Origin of the sequence: Marinobacter sp. R17 (assembly GCF_003789045.1) — a bacterium.
GTDB lineage: Bacteria > Pseudomonadota > Gammaproteobacteria > Pseudomonadales > Oleiphilaceae > Marinobacter_A > Marinobacter_A mangrovi.
In genome coordinates this window covers 155,656-176,074 of sequence record NZ_RHGZ01000002.1, presented here as the reverse complement: position 1 = coordinate 176,074, position 20,419 = coordinate 155,656, and the positions used below count along the sequence as shown (strand labels likewise).

General features: G+C 61.6%; 18 protein-coding genes. 6 read left to right on the top strand and 12 right to left on the bottom strand.

Annotation, left to right across the window (positions count from 1 at the left end; genetic code table 11):
• Nucleotide 1: 1 nt before the first annotated feature.
• Nucleotides 2-1,348: a Na(+)-translocating NADH-quinone reductase subunit A gene (locus EB809_RS02790; protein WP_123633283.1), complete on the bottom strand. Its 1,347-nt coding sequence runs from the start codon at nucleotides 1,346-1,348 to the stop codon at nucleotides 2-4.
• 410 nt (nucleotides 1,349-1,758) lie between these two features.
• Nucleotides 1,759-3,216, bottom strand: coding sequence for a glyceraldehyde-3-phosphate dehydrogenase (locus EB809_RS02785; RefSeq protein WP_190294811.1), 1,458 nt, complete (start codon nucleotides 3,214-3,216; stop codon nucleotides 1,759-1,761).
• Nucleotides 3,217-3,473: 257 nt separating this feature from the next.
• On the opposite strand from EB809_RS02785, the gene mfd reads away from it, so the two are divergent.
• Entirely contained in the window at nucleotides 3,474-6,983 is a 3,510-nt protein-coding gene (mfd, locus tag EB809_RS02780; RefSeq protein ID WP_123633281.1) for a transcription-repair coupling factor, read from the top strand.
• On the top strand, nucleotides 6,980-7,795 hold the full coding sequence (locus EB809_RS02775; RefSeq protein ID WP_123633280.1) for a CsiV family protein: 816 nt from the start codon (nucleotides 6,980-6,982) through the stop codon (nucleotides 7,793-7,795). The genes mfd and EB809_RS02775 overlap by 4 nt, the downstream gene beginning before the upstream one ends.
• Here the strand turns inward: EB809_RS02775 and EB809_RS02770 are convergent.
• The 6 genes from EB809_RS02770 to EB809_RS02745 form a co-directional block, all read right to left on the bottom strand.
• Nucleotides 7,789-8,556 (bottom strand): S-methyl-5'-thioinosine phosphorylase, encoded by a 768-nt coding sequence (locus tag EB809_RS02770; protein WP_123633279.1) that lies wholly within the window; start codon nucleotides 8,554-8,556, stop codon nucleotides 7,789-7,791. The two genes, EB809_RS02775 and EB809_RS02770, sit on opposite strands and share 7 nt — an antisense overlap.
• Nucleotides 8,553-9,791, bottom strand: coding sequence for a mechanosensitive ion channel family protein (locus EB809_RS02765; RefSeq protein ID WP_223807785.1), 1,239 nt, complete (start codon nucleotides 9,789-9,791; stop codon nucleotides 8,553-8,555). Before EB809_RS02765 ends, EB809_RS02770 begins: the two co-directional genes overlap by 4 nt.
• A gap of 87 nt (nucleotides 9,792-9,878) precedes the next feature.
• Complete coding sequence (locus tag EB809_RS02760; protein WP_223807784.1) at nucleotides 9,879-10,367, bottom strand: L,D-transpeptidase; 489 nt, start codon at nucleotides 10,365-10,367, stop codon at nucleotides 9,879-9,881.
• Between the two features lie 175 nt (nucleotides 10,368-10,542).
• On the bottom strand, nucleotides 10,543-11,202 hold the full coding sequence (locus EB809_RS02755; protein WP_123633278.1) for a TetR/AcrR family transcriptional regulator: 660 nt from the start codon (nucleotides 11,200-11,202) through the stop codon (nucleotides 10,543-10,545).
• Between the two features lie 214 nt (nucleotides 11,203-11,416).
• Nucleotides 11,417-12,628: an ammonium transporter gene (locus EB809_RS02750; protein ID WP_123633277.1), complete on the bottom strand. Its 1,212-nt coding sequence runs from the start codon at nucleotides 12,626-12,628 to the stop codon at nucleotides 11,417-11,419.
• Nucleotides 12,629-12,998: 370 nt separating this feature from the next.
• Nucleotides 12,999-13,916 (bottom strand): hypothetical protein, encoded by a 918-nt coding sequence (locus EB809_RS02745; RefSeq protein WP_223807783.1) that lies wholly within the window; start codon nucleotides 13,914-13,916, stop codon nucleotides 12,999-13,001.
• Between the two features lie 174 nt (nucleotides 13,917-14,090).
• Here EB809_RS02745 and EB809_RS02740 point away from each other — a divergent pair, with 174 nt between their 5' ends.
• Nucleotides 14,091-14,708, top strand: a complete 618-nt coding sequence (locus EB809_RS02740) for a riboflavin synthase subunit alpha (RefSeq protein WP_123633275.1) — start codon at nucleotides 14,091-14,093, stop codon at nucleotides 14,706-14,708.
• Here the strand turns inward: EB809_RS02740 and EB809_RS02735 are convergent.
• Nucleotides 14,698-15,840, bottom strand: coding sequence for a class I SAM-dependent methyltransferase (locus tag EB809_RS02735; RefSeq protein ID WP_223807782.1), 1,143 nt, complete (start codon nucleotides 15,838-15,840; stop codon nucleotides 14,698-14,700). The genes EB809_RS02740 and EB809_RS02735 overlap by 11 nt on opposite strands.
• 141 nt (nucleotides 15,841-15,981) lie before the next feature.
• On the opposite strand from EB809_RS02735, the gene EB809_RS02730 reads away from it, so the two are divergent.
• Together EB809_RS02730 and EB809_RS02725 are read left to right on the top strand one after the other, a co-directional pair.
• Nucleotides 15,982-16,419: a hypothetical protein gene (locus EB809_RS02730; RefSeq protein ID WP_123633274.1), complete on the top strand. Its 438-nt coding sequence runs from the start codon at nucleotides 15,982-15,984 to the stop codon at nucleotides 16,417-16,419.
• 153 nt (nucleotides 16,420-16,572) lie between these two features.
• A complete protein-coding gene (locus tag EB809_RS02725; RefSeq protein ID WP_123633273.1) occupies nucleotides 16,573-17,088 on the top strand; it encodes an acyl-CoA thioesterase in 516 nt (171 codons plus the stop codon).
• Nucleotides 17,089-17,102: 14 nt separating this feature from the next.
• Here EB809_RS02725 and EB809_RS02720 read toward each other — a convergent pair whose 3' ends face one another.
• Nucleotides 17,103-17,954 (bottom strand): UDP-2,3-diacylglucosamine diphosphatase, encoded by an 852-nt coding sequence (locus tag EB809_RS02720; RefSeq protein ID WP_123633272.1) that lies wholly within the window; start codon nucleotides 17,952-17,954, stop codon nucleotides 17,103-17,105.
• Between the two features lie 221 nt (nucleotides 17,955-18,175).
• Here EB809_RS02720 and EB809_RS02715 point away from each other — a divergent pair, with 221 nt between their 5' ends.
• Entirely contained in the window at nucleotides 18,176-18,442 is a 267-nt protein-coding gene (locus EB809_RS02715; RefSeq protein WP_123633271.1) for an acetyltransferase, read from the top strand.
• Nucleotides 18,443-18,447: 5 nt separating this feature from the next.
• On the opposite strand, the gene EB809_RS02710 is transcribed toward EB809_RS02715, so the two are convergent.
• Entirely contained in the window at nucleotides 18,448-19,470 is a 1,023-nt protein-coding gene (locus EB809_RS02710; RefSeq protein ID WP_123633270.1) for a class I SAM-dependent methyltransferase, read from the bottom strand.
• Between the two features lie 58 nt (nucleotides 19,471-19,528).
• Complete coding sequence (locus EB809_RS02705; RefSeq protein ID WP_123633269.1) at nucleotides 19,529-20,407, bottom strand: TonB family protein; 879 nt, start codon at nucleotides 20,405-20,407, stop codon at nucleotides 19,529-19,531.
• Nucleotides 20,408-20,419: the final 12 nt, after the last annotated feature.

The following is a 20,419-nucleotide window of genomic DNA, read 5'->3' as shown; positions in this document are numbered from 1 at the left end:
GTTAGCCCTCGATCTCGATGCGGGTCAGGTTATGACGCAGGATGGGGCCGTACTCGTACTTGCCGGGACAGACGAAGGTGCACAGGGCCAGGTCTTCTTCGTCCAACTCGAGGCAACCCAGCTTCTGAGCCATCTCGGTATCGCCCACGATCAGCGAGCGCAGTAACTGCGTCGGCAGGATGTCCAGCGGCATGACTTCCTCGTAGGAGCCCACCGGGACCATGGCACGCTCACTGCCGTTGGTCGTCGTCGTAAAATCGAACAGACGACCTTTGGTGAGCTTCGACAGATAGATGTTCAGCGTGGAGAACTTGCGGGTACCCGGCGACAGCCAGCCCATGAACTCGCGCTTGTCACCCTCTTCCAGGATAGTGATCTGGTTGGCGAAGCGCCCCAGATACGCGCAGGCACCGCGACCGGTGCGGCCGCCGAACACGGAACCGGAAATGACACGTTCTTCGCCAGTAGCGTCGTACTCGCCGGCCAGCAACTCTTCCAGGCTCGCACCGATTTGCGTGCGCAGCAGGCGCGGCTTGGAGGCTTTGGGCCCGGCCACGGCCACGACACGCTCGGTCGGCACCTCACCGGTCTGGAACAGGCGCGCGATCGCCATCACGTCCTGGTAACCGATGGACCAGACCACCTTGTCGCCTGCGATCGGATCGAGGAAATGAATATGGGTGCCGACGTTGCCCGCCGGATGCACGCCGTCAAACTGCTGGACTTCGAACGCGTCGTCTTTGGGCACCGGCACATCGGCACCGGGCTTGCCACAGACGAATACCTTGCCATTGGTCAGCTTGCTGATGATGCGCAGGCCGTTCTCGAAGGCTTCGGGGTCATCCTTGATGATGACGGTCGGGTCTGCGGCCAGCGGATTGGTGTCCATTACGGACACAAAAATGGAGTGAGGCGCGCTGTCGATCTCAGGCACCTTGCTGTAAGGACGGGTGCGGAACAGCGTCCAGAGGCCGGACTCCACCAGGTTGTCGACCACCTGCTGGCGTTCCAGCGAACCCAACTGCGAACTCTCGTAACGCGCGAACGTTTCAGCCTCGTCTCCGTCGATCTCAATCACGACAGACTGGAAAACGCGACGCTCGCCGCGGTTAATTTCCTTCACCACGCCAGCAGCCGGAGAAGTATAGCGCACGCCTTCGGTCTTCTTATCCGTAAACAGTAGCGAGCCGCGCTTCACGCGATCCCCCTCCTGAACCGCCATGGTCGGCTTCATACCGTTGTAGTCAAAGCCGATCAACGCCACATTGCGCACCGGCTTACTGTCGGTAATCGTCTGTTCAGGAGCGCCACTGATGGGAAGATCCAGGCCTTTTTTGATCTTGATCATTTAGCCCCGTCCAATCATCAGAAACTTAAATATGGATTTGTAACGCCTGGAAAAAACTCCGGATCCGCCGCAAATGACGCGAGACGCGCCCGGACCAGTGATATCAAGCACCTGGAAGGGTCCCGGTGATTGTTGGAGGAGTGAAGTTTAGACAGCCAGACGTACCCAAAATCGCGCCAATTATAGAGAGTCACACGGCTATTTTCCACCTGAGTGGCCTCTACTTTACGCGTAGAAACAATATAATCAGTGGTTTATGAAGCTTACGAATTATTACCATAGCCAACAAATGCCATAGACACAAAACCCGTTTTCCACACAAACAAAAACGCCCCGATACCTTCCGGCACCGGGGCGTTTCGTCTGACGCTCTGGCCGAAGCCGCCGTCAGTCAAGTCCTTCCCTTGGGATCAGCGCACCCGCGCCGGAAAGATCGGGTAGGTGACACCCGCCATCTGGTTGACACAACGCACCACCTGCGCGCTGTAGCCGAACTCGTTGTCGTACCAGACGTACAGGATCAGGCGACGGCCATTGGCAATCGTCGCCTGGGCATCAACCACGCCGGCGTGACGTGAGCCGACAAAGTCTGTAGACACCACCTCCGGCGAGTTCACGAAGTCGATCTGCTTCTGCAGCTCGGAGTGCAGTGCCATTTCCCGCAGGTAGTCGTTGGCGGAATCCACGGTGACGTCCTTGTCCAGGTTCAGGTTCAGGATCGCCATGGAGACGTTCGGCGTCGGCACGCGGATGGCATTACCGCTCAGCTTGCCCTTAAGCTCCGGCAGCGCCTTGGCAACCGCTTTCGCGGCACCTGTTTCGGTGATAACCATGTTCAGAGGGGCGCTGCGACCACGGCGCGAGCCCTTGTGGTAGTTATCGATCAGGTTCTGGTCGTTGGTGTAGGAGTGCACGGTCTCCACGTGACCGTCAACGATACCGAACTCGTCGTGAATCGCCTTCAGAACCGGGGTGATGGCATTGGTGGTACAGGATGCAGCAGACAGGATGCGGTCGTCGGCTGTAATGTCACCGTTGTTGATGCCGTAGACGATGTTCTTGATATCGCCCTTGCCCGGCGCGGTCAGAATCACGCGGCTGGCGCCCTTGGATTTCAGGTGTAGACCCAGGCCTTCCTCGTCACGCCACTTGCCGGTGTTATCGATGATGATGGCATTGTTGATGCCGTACTCGGTGTAGTCCAGCTTGTCCGGACCATCGGAGTAGATCACCTTGATGAAGTTGCCGTTGGCAATCAGCGCGCTGTTTTCCTGATCCACGGTAATCGTGCCGTTAAACGGGCCGTGGACGGAATCGCGACGCAACAGGCTGGCGCGCTTCTCCAGGTCGTTTTCGGCACCGCCCTGGCGTACGACGATGGCGCGCAGACGCAGGTTATTGCCGCCACCGGCCTTCTCGATCAGGATCCGGGCCAGCAGACGACCGATCCGACCAAAACCGTACAGGACCACGTCCTTGGTTTCGTTGTGGGCATTCTCATCGCAGTCGGCAGCGTACTTGCCAACCACTTCCGCCACTTCGTCCTTCAGGAACTGCTCCAGAGGCCGGTCGCCGCCCTGCTCCTTGAAGCGCACCGCCAGCTTACCGATGTCGATGTGGGCCCGACCCAGCTCCAGCTTGTCCAGGGCCTCCAGGATCGGCTGAGTGTCGTGGACGGACAGTTCGCTGTCTTCAACCTGACGCACAAAACGGTGAGCCTTGAGAATGCCGATCACGGACTGGTTAATGATCGCTCTGCCGTAAATGGACGTAACGACATTGTTCTTGCGGTACAGGCGGCCGATCAGGGGAATCATCGCCTCCGCCATGGATTCTCTTTCAGTCCAGGCGGACAGGTGCTCGTTCATCTGCTCGTGACTCACGCGTAAACCTCTACTTTTTTGCACGGTAATGGCGGCCGCTATGCCGGGCGCCTCGAGTAATTTGGGCGCATATTATCCAATGTAAGGAACCGCCGAACAAGCCCAAGCGGGCCAGTGTGAGTGACGGTGCCATGACAGTCCGGTAACCGACGGCTAGAATGGCACTCCCCTATCAAACCGGGTTGCTCCGCTCGCTTGAAGCGGCGAGCACCCCCCAAGCCAGCCAGGACGTGACACGCACCATGACACAAGCCGTTGCCAGCCCCAGCCTCCTTGCTCCCGAGATGCCGACCCAGCCGGCCAGCCATGAGATCTGGAGCGGTCTGCACGGCAGCGGACAGGCCCTGGCCATCTGCGAAGGCGCGCGGCGCCACGACGGCCTGACTCTGGTGATCACTGCCAGCACGGATGAGGCGATCCGCCTGGAGCAATCGCTGCGCTTCTTCCTGGGCCTGCCGGCGGATGAAAATGCCGAAGCCGTCACCGACGACGGCTTTGAATTGCTGTCCCTGCCGGATTGGGAAACCCTGCCCTACGACATGTTCTCGCCGCACCAGGACATCATTTCCCGGCGCATCCGCACACTTCACCGGCTGCCCCGGGCCCAACGCGGGCTGCTGGTCGTGCCGGCCCGGACGCTGCTGCATCGGCTGGCCCCGGCGTCTTACCTGCAGGGCAACACGCTGCTGCTGGAAATCGGCCAGACCCTGGATATCGACCGCTGGCGCCAGCAACTGGAAGCCGCCGGTTACCGACACACCGAGAACGTCTACGAGCACGGCGAATACGCAGTGCGCGGCGCCATCCTGGATATTTTCCCGATGGGCGCCAGCCAGCCCTATCGGATCGACCTGTTCGACGACGAAATCGAAACCCTGCGCACCTTCGACCCGGAAACCCAGCGCTCCGTCGAGCAGATCGAGCGGATCGAATTGTTGCCGGCCAACGAATTTCCCTGGCACAAGGAAGCGCGCTCCAGCTTCCGCAACCGCTGGTTTGAGCATTTCCCGCATGCGGACAAGGATGCGCCCATCTATAAGGATGTGAGCCAGGGCATCACACCGCCAGGCATCGAGTACTATCTGCCGCTGTTCTTCGAGGAGACGGCAACGCTGTTCGACTACCTGCCGGGCAACACCCGCGTGTTTACCTCCGCCGGACTCGAACCGGCACTGGACCACGCCCGGGAGGAAGCGGAGGCGCGCTATGAGGATCGGCGCTACGATCGTTTTCGCCCGATTCTCGAGCCCGCCCAGCTGTTCATGGCCAAGGACGAGTGCTTCGGCCACATCAAACAGTTTCCACGGGTCACCCTCCAGACCGAAACGGCCGATGCCGGTGCCCGGGAGCGCCATTGCGATACCCGCGCCATTGCCAACGTGGCCATGGACGGCAAAGCCCACGACCCGGCTCATCGCTTGAAAGACTTCCTGTCGGCATTTGGGGGACGAACCCTGCTGTGCGTGGAATCCGCCGGCCGCCGGGAGGCCCTGGCCGACAACCTGTCCGACTACGACTTGCATCCGGAAACACTGACGGACTGGCCGTCTTTCGTGACCGGCGAAGCGCCCCTGGCCATCACCATCGCGCCACTGGACGCCGGCTGCCTGCTGGCCCAACCCGGTCTCGCCCTGATCACCGAAACCGAATTGTTTGGCGAGCGCGTGCTGCAGCAGCGGCGCCGGGAGAAGCCGACGGAGATCAACGACTCGGGTTACCGCGACCTGTCAGAGCTGCGCATAGGTGCCCCGGTCGTCCACATCGACCATGGCGTCGGGCGCTACCAGGGGCTTCAGACCATCGCCGTGGACAAGGAGACGGCCGAGGAATTCCTGACCCTTGAGTACGCCAACAACGCCAAGCTCTATGTGCCGGTCTCCAGCCTGCACCTGATTTCCCGCTACGCCGGCGCCGAAAACGAGCTGGCCCCGCTGCACAAGCTGGGCACCGACCGCTGGAGCCAGGCTAAGCAGAAGGCCCTGGAAAAAATCCGCGACACCGCCGCAGAACTACTCGATGTCTACGCCCGGCGCGAGGCCCGCAAGGGCTTCGTCTTCGACAACCCGGCCGAGAGTTATCGCAGCTTTGCCGCCGGCTTCCCGTTCGAAGAGACGCCGGACCAGCAGGCCGCCATTGAAGCCGTCATCGAGGATATGACCAGCGAACGACCGATGGACCGGCTGGTGTGCGGCGACGTGGGCTTCGGCAAGACGGAAGTTGCCATGCGGGCGGCGTTCATGGCCACCTATTCCGGCAAGCAGGTGGCCGTCCTGGTGCCGACCACCCTGCTCGCCCAGCAGCATTACGAATCCTTCCGGGACCGCTTTGCGGATACGCCGGTCAACGTCGAACTGCTGAGCCGCTTCCGCACCGGCAAGCAGGCCAGCCAGACCATGACCAACATCGAATCCGGCAAGGCGGACATCGTGATCGGCACCCACAAACTCCTGCAGGGGGATGTTCATTTCAAGAACCTGGGGCTGGTAATCATCGATGAGGAGCACCGCTTCGGCGTCCAGCAGAAGGAACGGCTCAAGGCGCTGCGCGCCGAGGTGGATCTGCTGACACTGACCGCCACACCGATTCCCCGAACGCTGAACATGGCCATGGGCCACCTCCGCGACCTGTCCATCATCGCCACGCCACCAGCCCGGCGCCTGTCGGTGAAGACCTTTGTCCGCCAGCGCGAAGACGCCCTGATCAAGGAAGCGATCCTGCGGGAAATCCTGCGGGGTGGTCAGGTGTATTTCCTGCACAACGAAGTCAGCACCATCGAGAAGATGGCGTCGGATCTGCGCGAACTGATTCCCGAGGCCCGCGTGGGCGTGGCGCATGGCCAGATGCGCGAGCGCGAACTTGAGCAGATCATGTCCGACTTCTACCACAAGCGTTTCAACGTGTTGGTGTGCACCACCATCATCGAGACCGGCATCGACATCCCCAGCGCGAACACCATCATCATCGAGCGCGCCGACAAGTTCGGTCTGGCCCAACTGCACCAGCTGCGCGGTCGCGTCGGACGCTCCCACCATCAGGCCTACGCCTACCTGCTCACGCCCCCGCCCAAGAGCATGAGCAGCGATGCGGAAAAGCGTCTGGAGGCCATTTCCATGGCCCAGGACCTGGGCGCCGGCTTTATGCTGGCCACGCAGGACCTGGAGATCCGGGGTGCCGGCGAACTGCTGGGCGAGGAACAGAGCGGCCAGATCGAGACGATCGGCTTCACCCTTTACATGGAACTGCTGGACGAAGCCGTCAAAGCGATCCGCGAAGGCCGCACGCCCAATGCGGAATTACCATTAAGTCATGGCACCGAGATCAATCTGCGCATCCCCGCGCTGATTCCCGACGATTACCTGCCCGATGTCCACAACCGCCTGATGCTCTACAAACGCATCGCCAGCACGCGAACCCAGGACGAGCTGAAAGAGCTGCAGGTGGAGATGATCGACCGCTTCGGACTGCTGCCGGACCCGGCCAAGAACCTGATGCGCCAGTCCCAGTTGCGCATCCGGGCCGAGAAACTCGGCATTACCAAGATCGACGCCGGCAGCGAATGGGGCCGACTGGAATTCGGCCACCAGACACCGGTCGACCCCTTAATTCTTGTCCAGAAAGTCCAGAGCGCGCCGCAATCCTATAAACTGGAGGGCGCGAACACCTTCCGCTTCAGGCTGAAGGACACAACGACCGATGGTAAACTTGCCGGCGTCGCGGACATGCTCGGGGAGCTGGAGAAAGCGCCCGCGTGATCCATCGCCGCCTTTGGCCAGTGCCGCTGGCCCAGAAACGGGAGTACGGAGTTTTGCAGGATTTCCAGACACGCTGGCTGGCGCCGATGGCCCTGGCAATGGCACTTTTTTCAATCGCAGGCAGCGCCGCTGCCGCCGACAAGTACCGCGCCGAGCTGGTCCTGTTCGAACGGCTGGGCGCCACCGACAACATCGCCGAACAGATGCAGACCCGGCGGCCGGAAACGCCCCGGGACATCACCCGGAATCTCTGGTCTGTGGGGCCCGGCGGTCAGGTGTCGTCCGACCTCAACCTGGTTTCCCGCAACAACCTTTACCTGAGCAGCGCCGCCAACCGCCTGGAAAGCAGCGGCCGCTACCGCGTACTGATGGCGACCGGCTGGGTCCAGTCGTTCCCGCCCGACTATAACGGCGAGCCCATGCGCATTTCCCTGGGGGATGTGATCGACAGTGCCGGCGATCGCGAAGTGGAAGGCTATATCGATATTGATCGGGTGCGTTACCTGCACGTTACCGCGAAGCTGAACCAGTGGCGCAAGGCCAGCCAACCGGAGGCGACCTCTGAAACGATGGATAACCGCGAGAAAGCGCCAGCAGCGCAGGATATGGGCGACAACCCTTACATGCCGGGAGGTAACGACACATCCGGGCCGCAGGGGCTTTCCCGCGATGCCCATCCGGACCGTGAGCTGGTCACCTGGCTGCACCAGACCCGACGCATGCGCAGTGAGGAAATCCATTACCTGGACTCCCCCACCCTGGGCCTGCTGGTCTACTTCCAGCCCCTGGACGATCAGGGCGCGTCTCAGTAACCGCTTTGCAGGAACCGGGTCAACGTGGCCCGGACGCCTGACAAGCCCTCATCAATGGCCGCCTGAATGTCATCCATCGTAATGATGTGGTCCGACTTGCCGGCGGCCCAGTTCACCACCAGCGCCAGACAGGCGTATTCCAGTTCGAGTTCGGCAGCCAGTACGGCTTCCGGCATGCCGGTCATCCCGATCAGATCGCAACCGTCCCGCTCCAGCCGGCGCACTTCGGCCGCGGTTTCCAGCCGTGGCCCCTGGGTCGCGGCGTAGACCCCGAAATCGATGCAGTGGACGCCGCTGTCCAGGGCGGCGGCCTTGAGGGCCTCGCGCAGTCGCTCGGTGTAGGGATCGGTAAAGTCGATGTGGGTAACGTGATCCAGATCCCCTTCAAAGTAGGTGCTGGGGCGCCCCCAGGTGTAGTCGATCAACTGATCCGGGACCACGATTTGCGCCGGCCCCATGGCCGCATGAATCCCGCCAACCGCGTTCACACCGACGACCGACTTAACGCCGGCGTCTCGCAGGGCCCACAGATTGGCTCGATAATTCACCTGGTGCGGCGGAATGCAATGCGGATCACCATGGCGCGCAAGGAACACCACCGGCACGCCGCCCAGCCGCCCCATCACCAACGGCGCTGACGGCTCGCCCCAGGGCGTTTCGACACGGCGTTCACCGGTCATTTCCAGGCCATCCAGCTGCGTCAGGCCGGTACCGCCAATAATGCCAATCGCCGGCGCTTGCGGGGCGCTTGCTTCACTCATGAGTCAACGTCTCCGTATGTGGTTTTGTCCGCCTTGCCGTCCTTGTTGTAGTCGCTGAGGGAGTCCGCCTCTCGATAATCAGGGCGGTCCCCGCCTTCGCCATCCTCATCGGCCTGGCCCTGCTCGGCATCCCGCTCAAGCCGGACGGCGTCGGCCACATGCAACGTGCGGGTCGGGAAGGCCACTTCAGCGCCGTAACTGCCGATAATCTCGCTGATCTGCAGCAGCACATCCTGCTTGATGGCGTGGTACTTCACCCACTCCACCGTTTTGGTAAAGGTGTAGACCATGATGTCCAGCGAGGAATGGTTGAACTGGGCAAAATTGACGATCAGCGTCTGGTCGCTGTCGATCTCCTCGTGGTTCTCCAGCATCTCCCGGATGTCATGCACAATCGAGCTGATCTCGGCCACATCGACGTAGCGGATGCCAATGGTCTCGTTGATCCGGCGGTTGGTCATGCGGGACGGGTTTTCCACCGAGATATTGGTGAACGCGGCATTGGGGACATAAAGCGGGCGCTTGTCGAACGTGCGGATGGTCGTCAGACGCCAGCCGATGTGCTCGACCGTGCCTTCGATTTCCTGGTCGGGTGAGCGGATCCAGTCCCCCACCTTGAACGGGCGATCCAGATACACCATCAATCCCCCGAAGAAGTTGGCCAGCAGATCCTTGGCCGCAAACCCAATGGCGATACCCCCGATCCCGCCGAACGCCAGCACGCCCGAAATGCTGTATCCCAGCGTTTCCATGATCACCAGCGCGGCCGTAATGACCACCACGGCTCGGGCCAGCTTGCTGACCGCCAATACGGTAGTGTAGTCCATCGGCCGCCGCATTTTCGCGGGCGACGCCAGGATGCTCTCTGCCTGTTTGACGAAGCGCCACAGGGTCCAGACCAACAACCAGATGATGCCGATTTTCAGGATCGTATTATTGGCCTTGAAAATCTCGGCGTCGGAATAACGCTTGGCGATGTTCGCTGCCCAGTACACGCCCTGGAGCCAGACGAACCCGACCGCCGGCAGACGCAGCGCGTGCAGGAACGCGTCGTCCCAGAGGTTCTTGGTTTCGCTGAACTTGCGCTCCAGCCGGGCGATGATCCGGCTGACGATAAAGGCCACCAATGCCGTTGCACACACCATGGCGAACACGGCGATGGTGACCCGCCACTCAAGTGACAACAGGTTATAGTTCTCGACCCAACTCTGAATGCTCTGCGGCGTGTCTTCCAAATCGGTCTCCTGCTTCCTTTTATGTGGTCACCCATCCAGCGTATGAGCGGCGCCATGATGACCCTCACGCGCCCGTGTCACCGGCTTTTATTCCGTAATGGTGACCGGCGTGCCCGGCCGGACCATCGCGAACAGAGCGATCACGTCGTCATTGCGCATGCGAATGCAGCCATGGGAGGCGGCAACGCCCATCGGCTCGGTGTCGGGCGTCCCGTGAATGTAAATGTAGCGGCGCATGGAGTCGACCTGTCCGCCGCGATTGCGGCCCGGTTCACGACCGCACAGCCAGAGGATCCGGGACAGGATCCAGTCCCGGTCCGGAAAGGCGTTCGCCAGTTCGGCTGTATAGATCTCGCCCGTCGGACGGCGACCGCGAAAAACCGTGCCGCGCGGCTGGTCGGTGCCAATGCAGGCACGCACATAATGCTCGCCCCGCGGCGTGCAGCCGGACCCGTTGGCTTCACCCGGACCGTTGGCCGCGGTCGACACCGAATAGGTCAATACTGCCCCGTCATTCATACGCGCGGTCAGCGTCTGGTGGGAAAGACTGATCTGCAGATGTTCGGCAACAGGCACACATCACCTCGGTCCAGTGAACCGGTTCCTTGGAATCCGGCTTGATGGCGCAGAGATTACCCCAGGGCAGCCACCCGTCACAACGGGCCAGGCCTCAAGAAGCGCGTGCAAAGGACTGCTTTTTACAAAACCGTCATGGAAAGATGGGGCCCGGACCGGGAGGATGGTGCCGCGATCAGGCGGTCTTCGGCACCGAGATGGGATCGTCTGCCTGCAGGCCGGCGGCCAGGAACGGCACCAGGCGTGCGGCGATTTCCTGCACCGTGGTGTCGATACCCAGCTTGTTCTCGAGAATTTCGCGCAGGGCATCGCTGCTGGACATGGTAAAGGCCGTGGCGCCCAGCATGAACTGGATACGCCAGTAACGGTCCACCGCGGAGAGTTGCGGGGTGCCGGCCTTGAGCAGACGCATCAGGCGCCCGAAAGGCTCGCTGTATTCCTGTTCCAGGAACTTGCGAAGGTGCCCCTGGGACTGGGTGTAGGCCAATCCCAGCAGGCGCATGAAGATGGAGATGCCCTTCTCGTTGCGATGGGGCATGCGCACGGCGCTTTCCGTTAACACCCAAAGGGTTTGCTGCAGCGTGGGCGGCTCGCCTTTGCAACGGCGCTCCAGATCATCGAATGCTTTATCCAGGGTTTCGGAAAAAGGCGTCAGGAAACGGGCAAAAACCGCCTGGATCAGGGCGTTCTTTGAGCCAAAATGGTAATTGACCGCCGCCAGATTAACGTTAGCCTTACTGGTAATCATACGCAGCGATGTTTCAGAGAAGCCGCGTTCTGCGAACAGCTCTTCTGCAGCATTGAGGATGCGATCAACTGTATCGGACTGCGCCATAACCTACCGCCAAGGTGAACCTACCAAACGTATGTTTAAAACATACGTTTGATGGTTATCCTTGTCAAGCAAGCCAACCGGGTCGGCCAATGGCGCCGCCTCTTCCTTCGCTCATCAATCTCGCTTGCCCCGGAGAATCCTCAGCCCTTAACGCAAAAAACGCAGGCCCTTTCGGTGCCTGCGTTTTGCGATGGTAAGCGCCATTCTCGGCCGGCTACTTATCCATTGAAGTCGCTGCAATGCGGTGAACGGACAAATCCGCGCCCTCGAACTCTTCTTCCTGGGACAACCGGATCGAACTCACCACGTTGACCAGCCCGTACACCACCAGACCGCCAACGAAAGCCACCACGATGCCCGTCACCGTACCGATCAGCTGCGCCATGAAGCTGACGCCGCCCAGTCCGCCCAGTACCGACTGGCCGAAGATCCCGGCGGCCAGGCCACCCCAGACACCACAGATCCCGTGCAGCGGCCACACACCGAGGACATCGTCCAGGCGCGGCATCTTGTTCTGGGCCCACTCAAACAGGAAGACGAACAGCGCACCGGCAACGCCGCCGGTCACCAGGGCACCGATCGGATGCATCAGGTCGGAACCGGCACAGACCGCCACCAGCCCCGCCAACGGCCCGTTATGAATAAAGCCGGGGTCCTTACGACCCACCAGCATCGCCACCACGATCCCGCCGACCATCGCCATCAGGCTGTTCACGGCCACAAGGCCGCTGATGCCGTCCAGCGTCTGGGCGGACATCACGTTAAACCCGAACCAGCCCACGCACAGGATCCAGGCGCCCAGTGCCAGGAACGGGATATTGGACGGTGCAAAGGCCACCACCCGACCGTTACGGTAACGACCGTTGCGCGCGCCCAGCAACAGGATCGCAGCCAGCGCGATCCAGCCGCCAACGCCGTGGACCACGACCGAGCCGGCAAAGTCGTGGAACGGCGCGCCGAAGGTAGCGTCCAGCCAGGCCTGGAAACCGTAGTTCCCATTCCACACGAGCCCCTCGAAGAACGGATACACCAGAGCCACGATAAGACCGGAAGCCACCAGCATCGGATAGAATCGCGCCCGCTCTGCGATACCGCCGGACACAATGGCGGGAATCGCTGCCGCGAAGGTCAGCAGGAAGAAAAATTTGACCAGGTCATACCCGTTGGCCTGGGTCAGTACCGAAGCACTGGCGAAGAAATTGGTGTGGTAGGCCACACTGTAGCCAATAAAGAAATAGGCCAGCGTCGATACGCCAAAGTCCGTCATGATCTTGACCAGGGCGTTCACCTGGTTCTTGTGCCGCACGGTCCCGACTTCCAGGAAGGCAAAGCCGGCGTGCATGGCCAGCACCATGATCGCACCCAGCAGCAGGAAAAAGGTATTCGCACTCTGCAGCAGCGTTTCCACTGCGCTCGTCGTCTCCACGGTTCAATGCTCCCGTCTTTATTCTGATGAACTGCCGGGGCTGCGCGCACAAGCCAACGGACGATCATCCGTCCACGCCTCATCGCGCCTGCAAACCCCGCTGCATTATTTGGGCGCACACCGATACAAGAAATGTTCCAGCGTGGAACACGGGCACTCATATCAAAGAGTTGGACGCTATAAACGATCGATTGGAAAGAAGAGGGAGATCTAAACGGCACGCTTTCAGCACCATTATGGCGCATTCCAGGTGCTTTATTTGCGAGAGAGCACTACATTTGCGCACAAAGCAGAAGCAGAGCCGCACCAAAAAACGCCAAACAGCGACCCATCGAGCCGACCCGACAACGAAAGCCACCCTGATTGGTGGCTATTCCTGAGAGGGAGCGTCCGACTCATCGGAGCGATCGGGCTCAGCCGATTCCGACGAGGGCTCAGACGGTTGCTCCCAGCCGTTATCGATCGCCTGTTGATGGCCCTCAAAATAACGACTCTGAAGCCGGTCGTAAGCCTTCTCGGCTTCCAGCATGAAAATCAGGTAGAGCCTGATGTGCTCACGCCGTCGCAACTGGCGCGCCAGCATTCGCTTCTCGGACAGGTTAACCAGGGTGCTGAAACGGGTGGAGCGCAGTGCCGGGTTGCAATCGGTCATCATCGCGCATTGCCACGCGAGCCCTTCCTCGCCCTCAAGATGCGCAATATGGCTGCGGGCCTCCCGCAACCGTTGCTGACGCAATAACAGGAGGTCCATATAGCTGGGCCTGGACGAGAATATCCGGCGAACAAACGGCACGCCGGCCAGGGCAATCAACACGAACGCCCCGAACCCACTACCGGCCACCCAGGCGGGCACCATGCCGGGTACGCCGGCAAGAAACACCACCGCAGCCAGGGAGGCGGCAAACAGCCAGAGATCCCGACGGCGGCGAGCCGCCGCCAGGGTAAAATTGTCGGGCCAGTCCGGTATGGCCAGTGTGTTGAAATCCAGCAGCAAGACCCGCTCGCACTGGCGCAATAAACGTCGTCGATCCCGCTGGCGCAGGAGGACCGTCTCTTTGCTTTCCTCGGGCGGGCTTTCGTTGGCGTCTTCGCTCTCGCCCGCAACCTCGGAGGGCTCGGCTACCTCGCCTGACGTTGATGGTTCCGGTCGCTGGGAGACTTCGGTGCTGCGGGTGGCCGGAGGCTTTGCCTCGCTCGTGGTGGCGGGCGGTTGGGTCGGCTTGGGATCGGCAGGACGCCCCGGCTGCAAAACAGGCGAGGGCCGCTCGTTCGCGTCGGATACTGCCATGCCTCGCCTCCCCTCGTTCATTTTATCTGCAACCGTCTACAGGCTATCGGCCTCTGTCCGAAAACCTTGAGCCCGCGGCCGCTTGGCATGATCCGGCAGGACCGTTATGCTACCGCCAGCCAGCGGGACGCCTGTCAGGCCGCCCCGAGTTCCCTTTCCCGCACTGGAGACACCATGTTCACCGGAATCGTTCAGGGCCAGGCCCGAGTCATCAACGTCGAGCAACGCCCCGGCCTGTCCACGTTTGTCCTGGCCTTCCCGGACGATCGCGTCGACGGTGTGGAGATTGGCGCCTCGGTCGCCCTCAACGGCACCTGCCTGACCGTCACCCGACAGGACGGGAACGCACTCTATTTCGACGCCATGCAGGAAACCCTCAGCCTGACCACGCTGGGCGACCTGCAGGCCGGCGATCACGTCAACTTCGAACGCGCCGCCCGCATTGGCGATGAAATCGGCGGCCACCTGCTGTCCGGACACGTTCACACCACGGCCGAAGTGACGGCCATCGAAACGCCGGAAAACAATCGGACGATTCACTTCCGGGTGCCCCGGGACTGGATGAAGTACGTCTTTGCCAAGGGCTACATCGCCGTCAACGGGGCCAGCCTCACCATTGGCAGCGTGACGGAAGACACCTTCAACGTCCACCTGATCCCGGAAACCCTTCGCGTCACCACCTTTGGCACGCTGGAAACCGGCGACCGGGTAAACATCGAAATCGACAGCCAGACCCAAACCATCGTGGACACCCTGGCCCGCATGGGCTACGAACGGCCCGTCAGCGGCTGACGCGGCAGGCAAAAACCACGAATTTCGGATCGGCTGCCTGTTGCTGCACCGAGCCGAACCAGCGTTTCAGCTTGACGTGGTACCCCAGGTGGCGATTCCCCACCACCAGCAACCGCCCGGCGGGTGCCAGTGCGGCCGCGGACTGACGGAACATCCGCAAGGCGATGTGATCACCGACGGTTCCGCCCTCATGGAACGGCGGGTTGCACAGGATGAGGTCGAAACGCCCATCACGCGGAACGCCGTCGCCGTGCTCAAATCGCGCTCGCCCGGCCACGCCTCTCGTCTCCGCATTGCGCTTGGCGCTGGCCAGCGCCTGACTGGAGACATCGGCAAACGTCACCGTGCAATCGTCACGGGTCAGCAACGCCGTCAGCCCGAGTACGCCATTACCACACCCAAGGTCCAGCACTTGGGCTCCCGACGGAAGAGAAGCCAATACCTCGCGCACAGAGGGCAGGAAAACCCGGGTTCCCTGATCGAGCTGGTCGCGGGAAAACACCGCAGGCAGCGCTTCGACCGCGCCTGAGACATCGTCCAGCGTGTACCCCCGCCATTGCCGACACCAATCCGCCAGCCCCGCCGTCCCGCGTGGCGCAACAATTACCCGGGCCTTGCGTCTGGCCGGCCGGGGTTCGTTGTTGCCCATCAGTCTTGTGAAGACATCGACGCAGCGATCGGGCAGGTGCTTGATCATCCCGCCGGCGATCACCACACCGTCGGGCGCCAGATGGTCGTTGGCCCAGCGCAGCAGGTATTCAAGGTAATCCAGATGACGCGGTATCTTGAGCACGACGGCGTCGAAAAGTCCCGCCGGCGGCGACAACCAGCTGTGAATAGACGGTGCCGGCAGGCCATTGAGGGCGGCATTACGACTCACCCCCACCTGGCAAAGCGCGCTGTCGGCCAGGCTCATCGGGGCGATATCCGCCAACCCCAGGGTCAACGCGCCGAAACTGTCGTCCATAATCGCCACACGGGGACGCCTTGCGTCGGCTCCCGGCCACCGCTCCCGAACCGCCTCGATCAGCTGCTCATCCGCCGCGTCCCAGGCACGCAGGTCGCGCCCGCCCTTCCCCGGGCGCTCCAGGCGCAAGACGTCGTGATCCAGTTGCAGCTCGTTATCCGCCACGTCCTTTTCCCCGCTGTTTTAACGCCCGGGGCGATCCCTAGGCTGAACACTCTAATAATTGTCGCTATCGTAAACCCATCATCAAGTCAGCCCGCTTGTAGCCGGCGCCGACCGGCCACGCAGTCTACGCGAGAGGAAATCATGGTGCAGTATTCTTTGAAAGACAGTCTGGAAAACGTCAAACAGTTTCGCGAACGGATGGAAGCCCAGGTCCGCCCGCAGCTGGATGCCGCGTCGGTCGAACTGAAAAAGGTTCTCAAGGACATGGGCGCCGAGCCGACCGAGAACGCCAGTTTGGCAGACATCGTCAACCAGATTCGCGAACGCAACCCGTCCCTGCGCCAGTTGGCACTGCGCCTGGACATCGCCACGTATGACGTCCGCAGAAAGCTGATCTGGAACGCCAATATGATGTCGGCTTACCTCACCGACCGTGCCGGCAAGGCGTATGAGTTGGACGTCAAACCCAAACTCCAGCATTACCGGACCAGCGCCGAAAGCCGCGCCAAGGCATTGATCGACCAATTGCACGACCTGCGTCCAAAGCACGCCAACGCTGAGAACAGCGACCGTCAGTGACGCCGCAAACCGAGCATCGACGACAGCTCCAATTCACAACGGAGCTTTCTTGCCCCTCACCCCAGGGGCTTTTTTATGTCCGGATGGCCGTCAACAGCGCTATCTGAGAAACTGGCGACCCAAAGACCATCCGATTTCACGAAGGATTCGCCCATGCAAACACCCCGGACCGCGACGGTTTCGGCGTCCGCGATTGAAGGTCACGTCTACAAGGTCTTCCCGAACGACCTGAACGCCCACCAGACCGCGTTTGGCGGCATGATCATGGCCAAGTGCGACCGGCTCGCCCTGGTGGTGGCCGAACGCCATTCAGGCTGCGTCTGTGTCACGGCCGCGGTGGATTCCTTCGCGTTCCGGGCGCCTGCCAAGGGTAACGACACCCTGATCTTTCGGGTCTCGATCAATCGCAGCTGGCATTCGTCCATGGAAATCGGGGTGCGGGTGGTTGCGGAGAACAGCTACACGCGGGAGGAGCGGCACATCGTATCCGCCTATTTCACCTTCGTCGCGCTGGATGAAAAGGGCGAGCCGCTGACGGTGCCGGAAGTCGAGCCGGAAACCCAGAAGCAGCTGCGGCGCTACCGTGAAGCGGATATGCGACGCGAGGCGCGCCTGAAAATGCGCGCCGATCTCAAGCGTTCACGGGCCAACGACCCCAGCGCTCCCTGACGGACAGCAACGCTTCAGTGGCGCGTGGACACCCGCGCCGCAAGCCCTCCGAAATCCGGCTGAACTGGCGCGGGGCCTGTCCAGCCCGGCTCCCGTGCCGGCGAACGCTCGGGCTCGGATTCCACGATGTGCGGCCGCTCCGACCAGTGCAGGATATCCAGGTGGCCGTCGAAGCTTTCCACCAGCGCGGTACAGTGCTCCACCCAATCGCCGTCATTGACGTAAAGGCCACCCGAGCCCTGCCGGAAACCGGCTGAGTGAATGTGCCCGCAGATGTAGCCATCGTACTGACCACGCTCGGCGGCGGTCAGGGCAGCCATCTCGAAACGCTGGATAAAAGCCCGGGCCTGACCAATGCGCGTCTTGATCCAGGCGGCCAACGACCAGTAGGGCTTGCTTCGCATCCGCCGCCAGGCGTTGTACCACCGGTTGAGGCGCAACAGGATGCCGTGCGCCCGATCGCCCACCAGAAGCAGCAGCGGGCTGCAGCGCACCACCTGATCGAACTCATCGCCATGGCACACCACGAACCGGCGTCCGTCCGCCGTGGTATGCATCGCCTTGTGGCGCAGGTCGATACCGGCCAGGGTCTGACCGCAGAAATTGCGCAGGAACTCATCGTGATTACCGGGCACGTAGATAACTTTCGTACCGGTCGCCGCCAATTCGACAAGCTTGCGCACCACCGCCTGGTGCGACGCGGGGAAATGGACCCGTCGCTGCATGGCAATCAGATCAATAATGTCACCCACCAGATAAAGCGTTTCGCACCGCACGTTGTCGAGAAAATCCAATAGATAATCCGCCTGGCAGTCCGGTGACCCCAGGTGAACGTCCGAGATAAACACACTCCGGTATTGGTGCATCCGCCTTTCCCTCACCGTTGGCTGGTTTCATGGCCAGCCTCGCCCGTTGCAGTGACAGCTCTGTGACGGTTTGGGGACATTTCAGTGAACGCCGCGGCCCAACGACAATCTGCTTTTTTAGGGCCAACGTAAGGACTATGCTGACCGTACAGTGAGCGAAGGAAGCGCTGAGCCAGTCCGGGGTGTCATCCGCTCAGCCGCTTCCCCAGGGAGGTTTGCCCATGCTACTCAAACACATGCCCACCGGGCATCTGATCGAGACCAACGACCTGACGACCTTGACCAACCCCTGCAAGGACACCGTGGAAGGCTGGTTCCTCTGGGGTGAAGAGACGCAGGATCCGGAAAGCTTCGACAAGCAGTCGTTATCGTTTCCATCCGGCGAGCAGCTGCCCCATTGCTGGTGGGATATCCATTACCAGGAAGAAGGGCTGATACCGCACCGCCCGACCGCAATCGAGGGGACGCCCGGCTACTACGGCGCCTGAGGCGGCTATCGCCGAAACGCCCGGTAGACGCTGAACTTGCGGTCTTCGCTGAGGGTTTCGCAGGGCCCGATGTAACGTTTGATCAGCTCCGGGTAAGGCAGGAAGCTGTTGGCCACAATGCGCAGCTCGCCACCGGATTGCAGGTGTCTGGCCGCGTCCCGCAGGAACGCTTCGGTCATCGTCGTATCGGTTTTCACGCCGGTGTGGAACGGCGGATTGCTGACCAGAAGCCGGTAATGACCGGTGACTGCCGCCAACCCATCCGATGGCCGAATCTCGCCTTTGACGTGGTTGCGGGCGTAGGTCTCCCGGGCACAGGCCACCGCCTGGAACTGCACGTCCACGGCATCGACGGTCAGGTCGGGTACCTTGCGAGCCAGCCACGCCCCCACCACACCGGCACCGCAGGCAAAGTCCAGCACCGGACCGGCCGGTGTCTCGCCCTCGAAGGAGGCCAACAACTGCTCCGTTCCGGCATCGAGCCGGCCGTCCGAGAAAATCCCCGGCAGGCCGGCCACGTCCAGCTCGATACCGCCGGCCCGGATAACGTGCCAGTTCCGCCAGGCAGACAGGTTGAACCCGGTCATACCAGCGGGCACCGTCGCCATCCAGACCTGGCAGTGACGAGCGCTGTCCACTTTGTAGGCATCCGGATAGGTAAACTGCAGCACCCGCGCCCCACCGGCAATGCCCTCTTTCTTTTCACCAATCAATAACAGCGTGCCGCCGGCACGGGTCAGATGCCCTGCCAGCGCCAGCCTCAATTCCAACTCCTGCCGGGATTTGGGCATGAACACCACAACGCTGTCCACGCTGTCCGCAGCCAGCGCCGGGCCGTCATAGCCGAAAACCGACGGCCAGTCCGTCAGCGCCTGCCACTGTTCATGGATACCGGCATGATCGGTCACCAACAGCCCGGGTTCCCCCGGAAGCTGGCCCAGTATGGAGGCATCCACCAGGCCAATCAGGGCCAGGCGGCCGTTCAGGTGTTCCCGGTTGCGGAGCAGGACGTCGTGAGTATTAAGCATGGAGAATCGGTTCAGGCTGTTGGCGATGCGTTACTTTACCCGCTGAATCCGGCGATCGCTATTCGCCGGTGTAGCGAAACGTCAGGTGGCGATAGTACCGGGCCGCCACAATGGGCGAATCCGGCACCTCAAAGCGAGGCACAGCCCGGATGGCCTGCAAGGCGCTGGCATCCAACCGGGTGTTGCCAGAGGACTGGACAATGCGGGCCGACAACAAATAGCCCGATGGGTCCAGTTCAAAGGAAATCACGCCTTCCTCGAAGGCCCGGGCATCCAGTGGCTTGCGGAATCGCTCATCCACCTGGACCTGCATCCGCGCCAGAAAATGGTTGACCATCTGGATACGGCGACGCTCGATTTCACTGACCTGGGATCCGGCCCGGGCGCCCGCCAACTCCTGGTCCGACAGGGACTTCATCCCCTGGGGCGCCTGGGGCTTCTTCGCCTGTTTCTCCGGAACCGACGCGGTCGCCTGCTTCGAGGTGACCTGCGGTCTGGCGGCCGCCTTCTCCGTCTTGTCCGGCTGACCCTCGGCGATGCGGGTCTTGTTATCCTCGGCGTTGACATGAGTCTGTGTTGGGGTGCTCTCACCCGCTACGGGCGTATCCTCGACAGGCGCCTCGAAATCGGTGCCGCGCAGGTCTGTCTTTTCAGCGTTATTCCGGGGCAAATGCTGACGCTGCTCGGGTTGCGCCTGTTGTTCGGCAACCGGCTGTTTTGGTTTTGGCTCGGGTTTGGGCGCCGGTTCCGGCTCAGGCTTTACGATTTCAATCGAGAGCGCAGCGGGAGCGCCGGTGGCATCCGGTTGCCAGAAGGTCCTGGGAAATAAAACGAACAGGAGAAGGTGGACACAAGCGCTCAGCGCCAGTATCAGGGCAAATCGGGGTTGTAACTGACGGGTATCGTCTGGACTCAGTAAACCGTCGGATGCTGCCATGTTCACCGGACA

Excerpts from the sequence above, each read along its gene's own strand:
- EB809_RS02790 (WP_123633283.1), bottom strand. The coding sequence starts at position 1,348 with ATGATCAAGATCAAAAAAGGCCTGGATCTTCCCATCAGTGGCGCTCCT.
- EB809_RS02785 (WP_190294811.1), bottom strand. The coding sequence starts at position 3,216 with ATGAACGAGCACCTGTCCGCCTGGACTGAAAGAGAATCCATGGCGGAG.
- mfd (WP_123633281.1), top strand. The coding sequence starts at position 3,474 with ATGACACAAGCCGTTGCCAGCCCCAGCCTCCTTGCTCCCGAGATGCCG.
- EB809_RS02770 (WP_123633279.1), bottom strand. The coding sequence starts at position 8,556 with ATGAGTGAAGCAAGCGCCCCGCAAGCGCCGGCGATTGGCATTATTGGC.
- EB809_RS02755 (WP_123633278.1), bottom strand. The coding sequence starts at position 11,202 with ATGGCGCAGTCCGATACAGTTGATCGCATCCTCAATGCTGCAGAAGAG.
- EB809_RS02745 (WP_223807783.1), bottom strand. The coding sequence starts at position 13,916 with ATGGCAGTATCCGACGCGAACGAGCGGCCCTCGCCTGTTTTGCAGCCG.
- EB809_RS02740 (WP_123633275.1), top strand. The coding sequence starts at position 14,091 with ATGTTCACCGGAATCGTTCAGGGCCAGGCCCGAGTCATCAACGTCGAG.
- EB809_RS02730 (WP_123633274.1), top strand. The coding sequence starts at position 15,982 with ATGGTGCAGTATTCTTTGAAAGACAGTCTGGAAAACGTCAAACAGTTT.
- EB809_RS02725 (WP_123633273.1), top strand. The coding sequence starts at position 16,573 with ATGCAAACACCCCGGACCGCGACGGTTTCGGCGTCCGCGATTGAAGGT.
- EB809_RS02720 (WP_123633272.1), bottom strand. The coding sequence starts at position 17,954 with ATGCACCAATACCGGAGTGTGTTTATCTCGGACGTTCACCTGGGGTCA.
- EB809_RS02715 (WP_123633271.1), top strand. The coding sequence starts at position 18,176 with ATGCTACTCAAACACATGCCCACCGGGCATCTGATCGAGACCAACGAC.
- EB809_RS02710 (WP_123633270.1), bottom strand. The coding sequence starts at position 19,470 with ATGCTTAATACTCACGACGTCCTGCTCCGCAACCGGGAACACCTGAAC.
- EB809_RS02705 (WP_123633269.1), bottom strand. The coding sequence starts at position 20,407 with ATGGCAGCATCCGACGGTTTACTGAGTCCAGACGATACCCGTCAGTTA.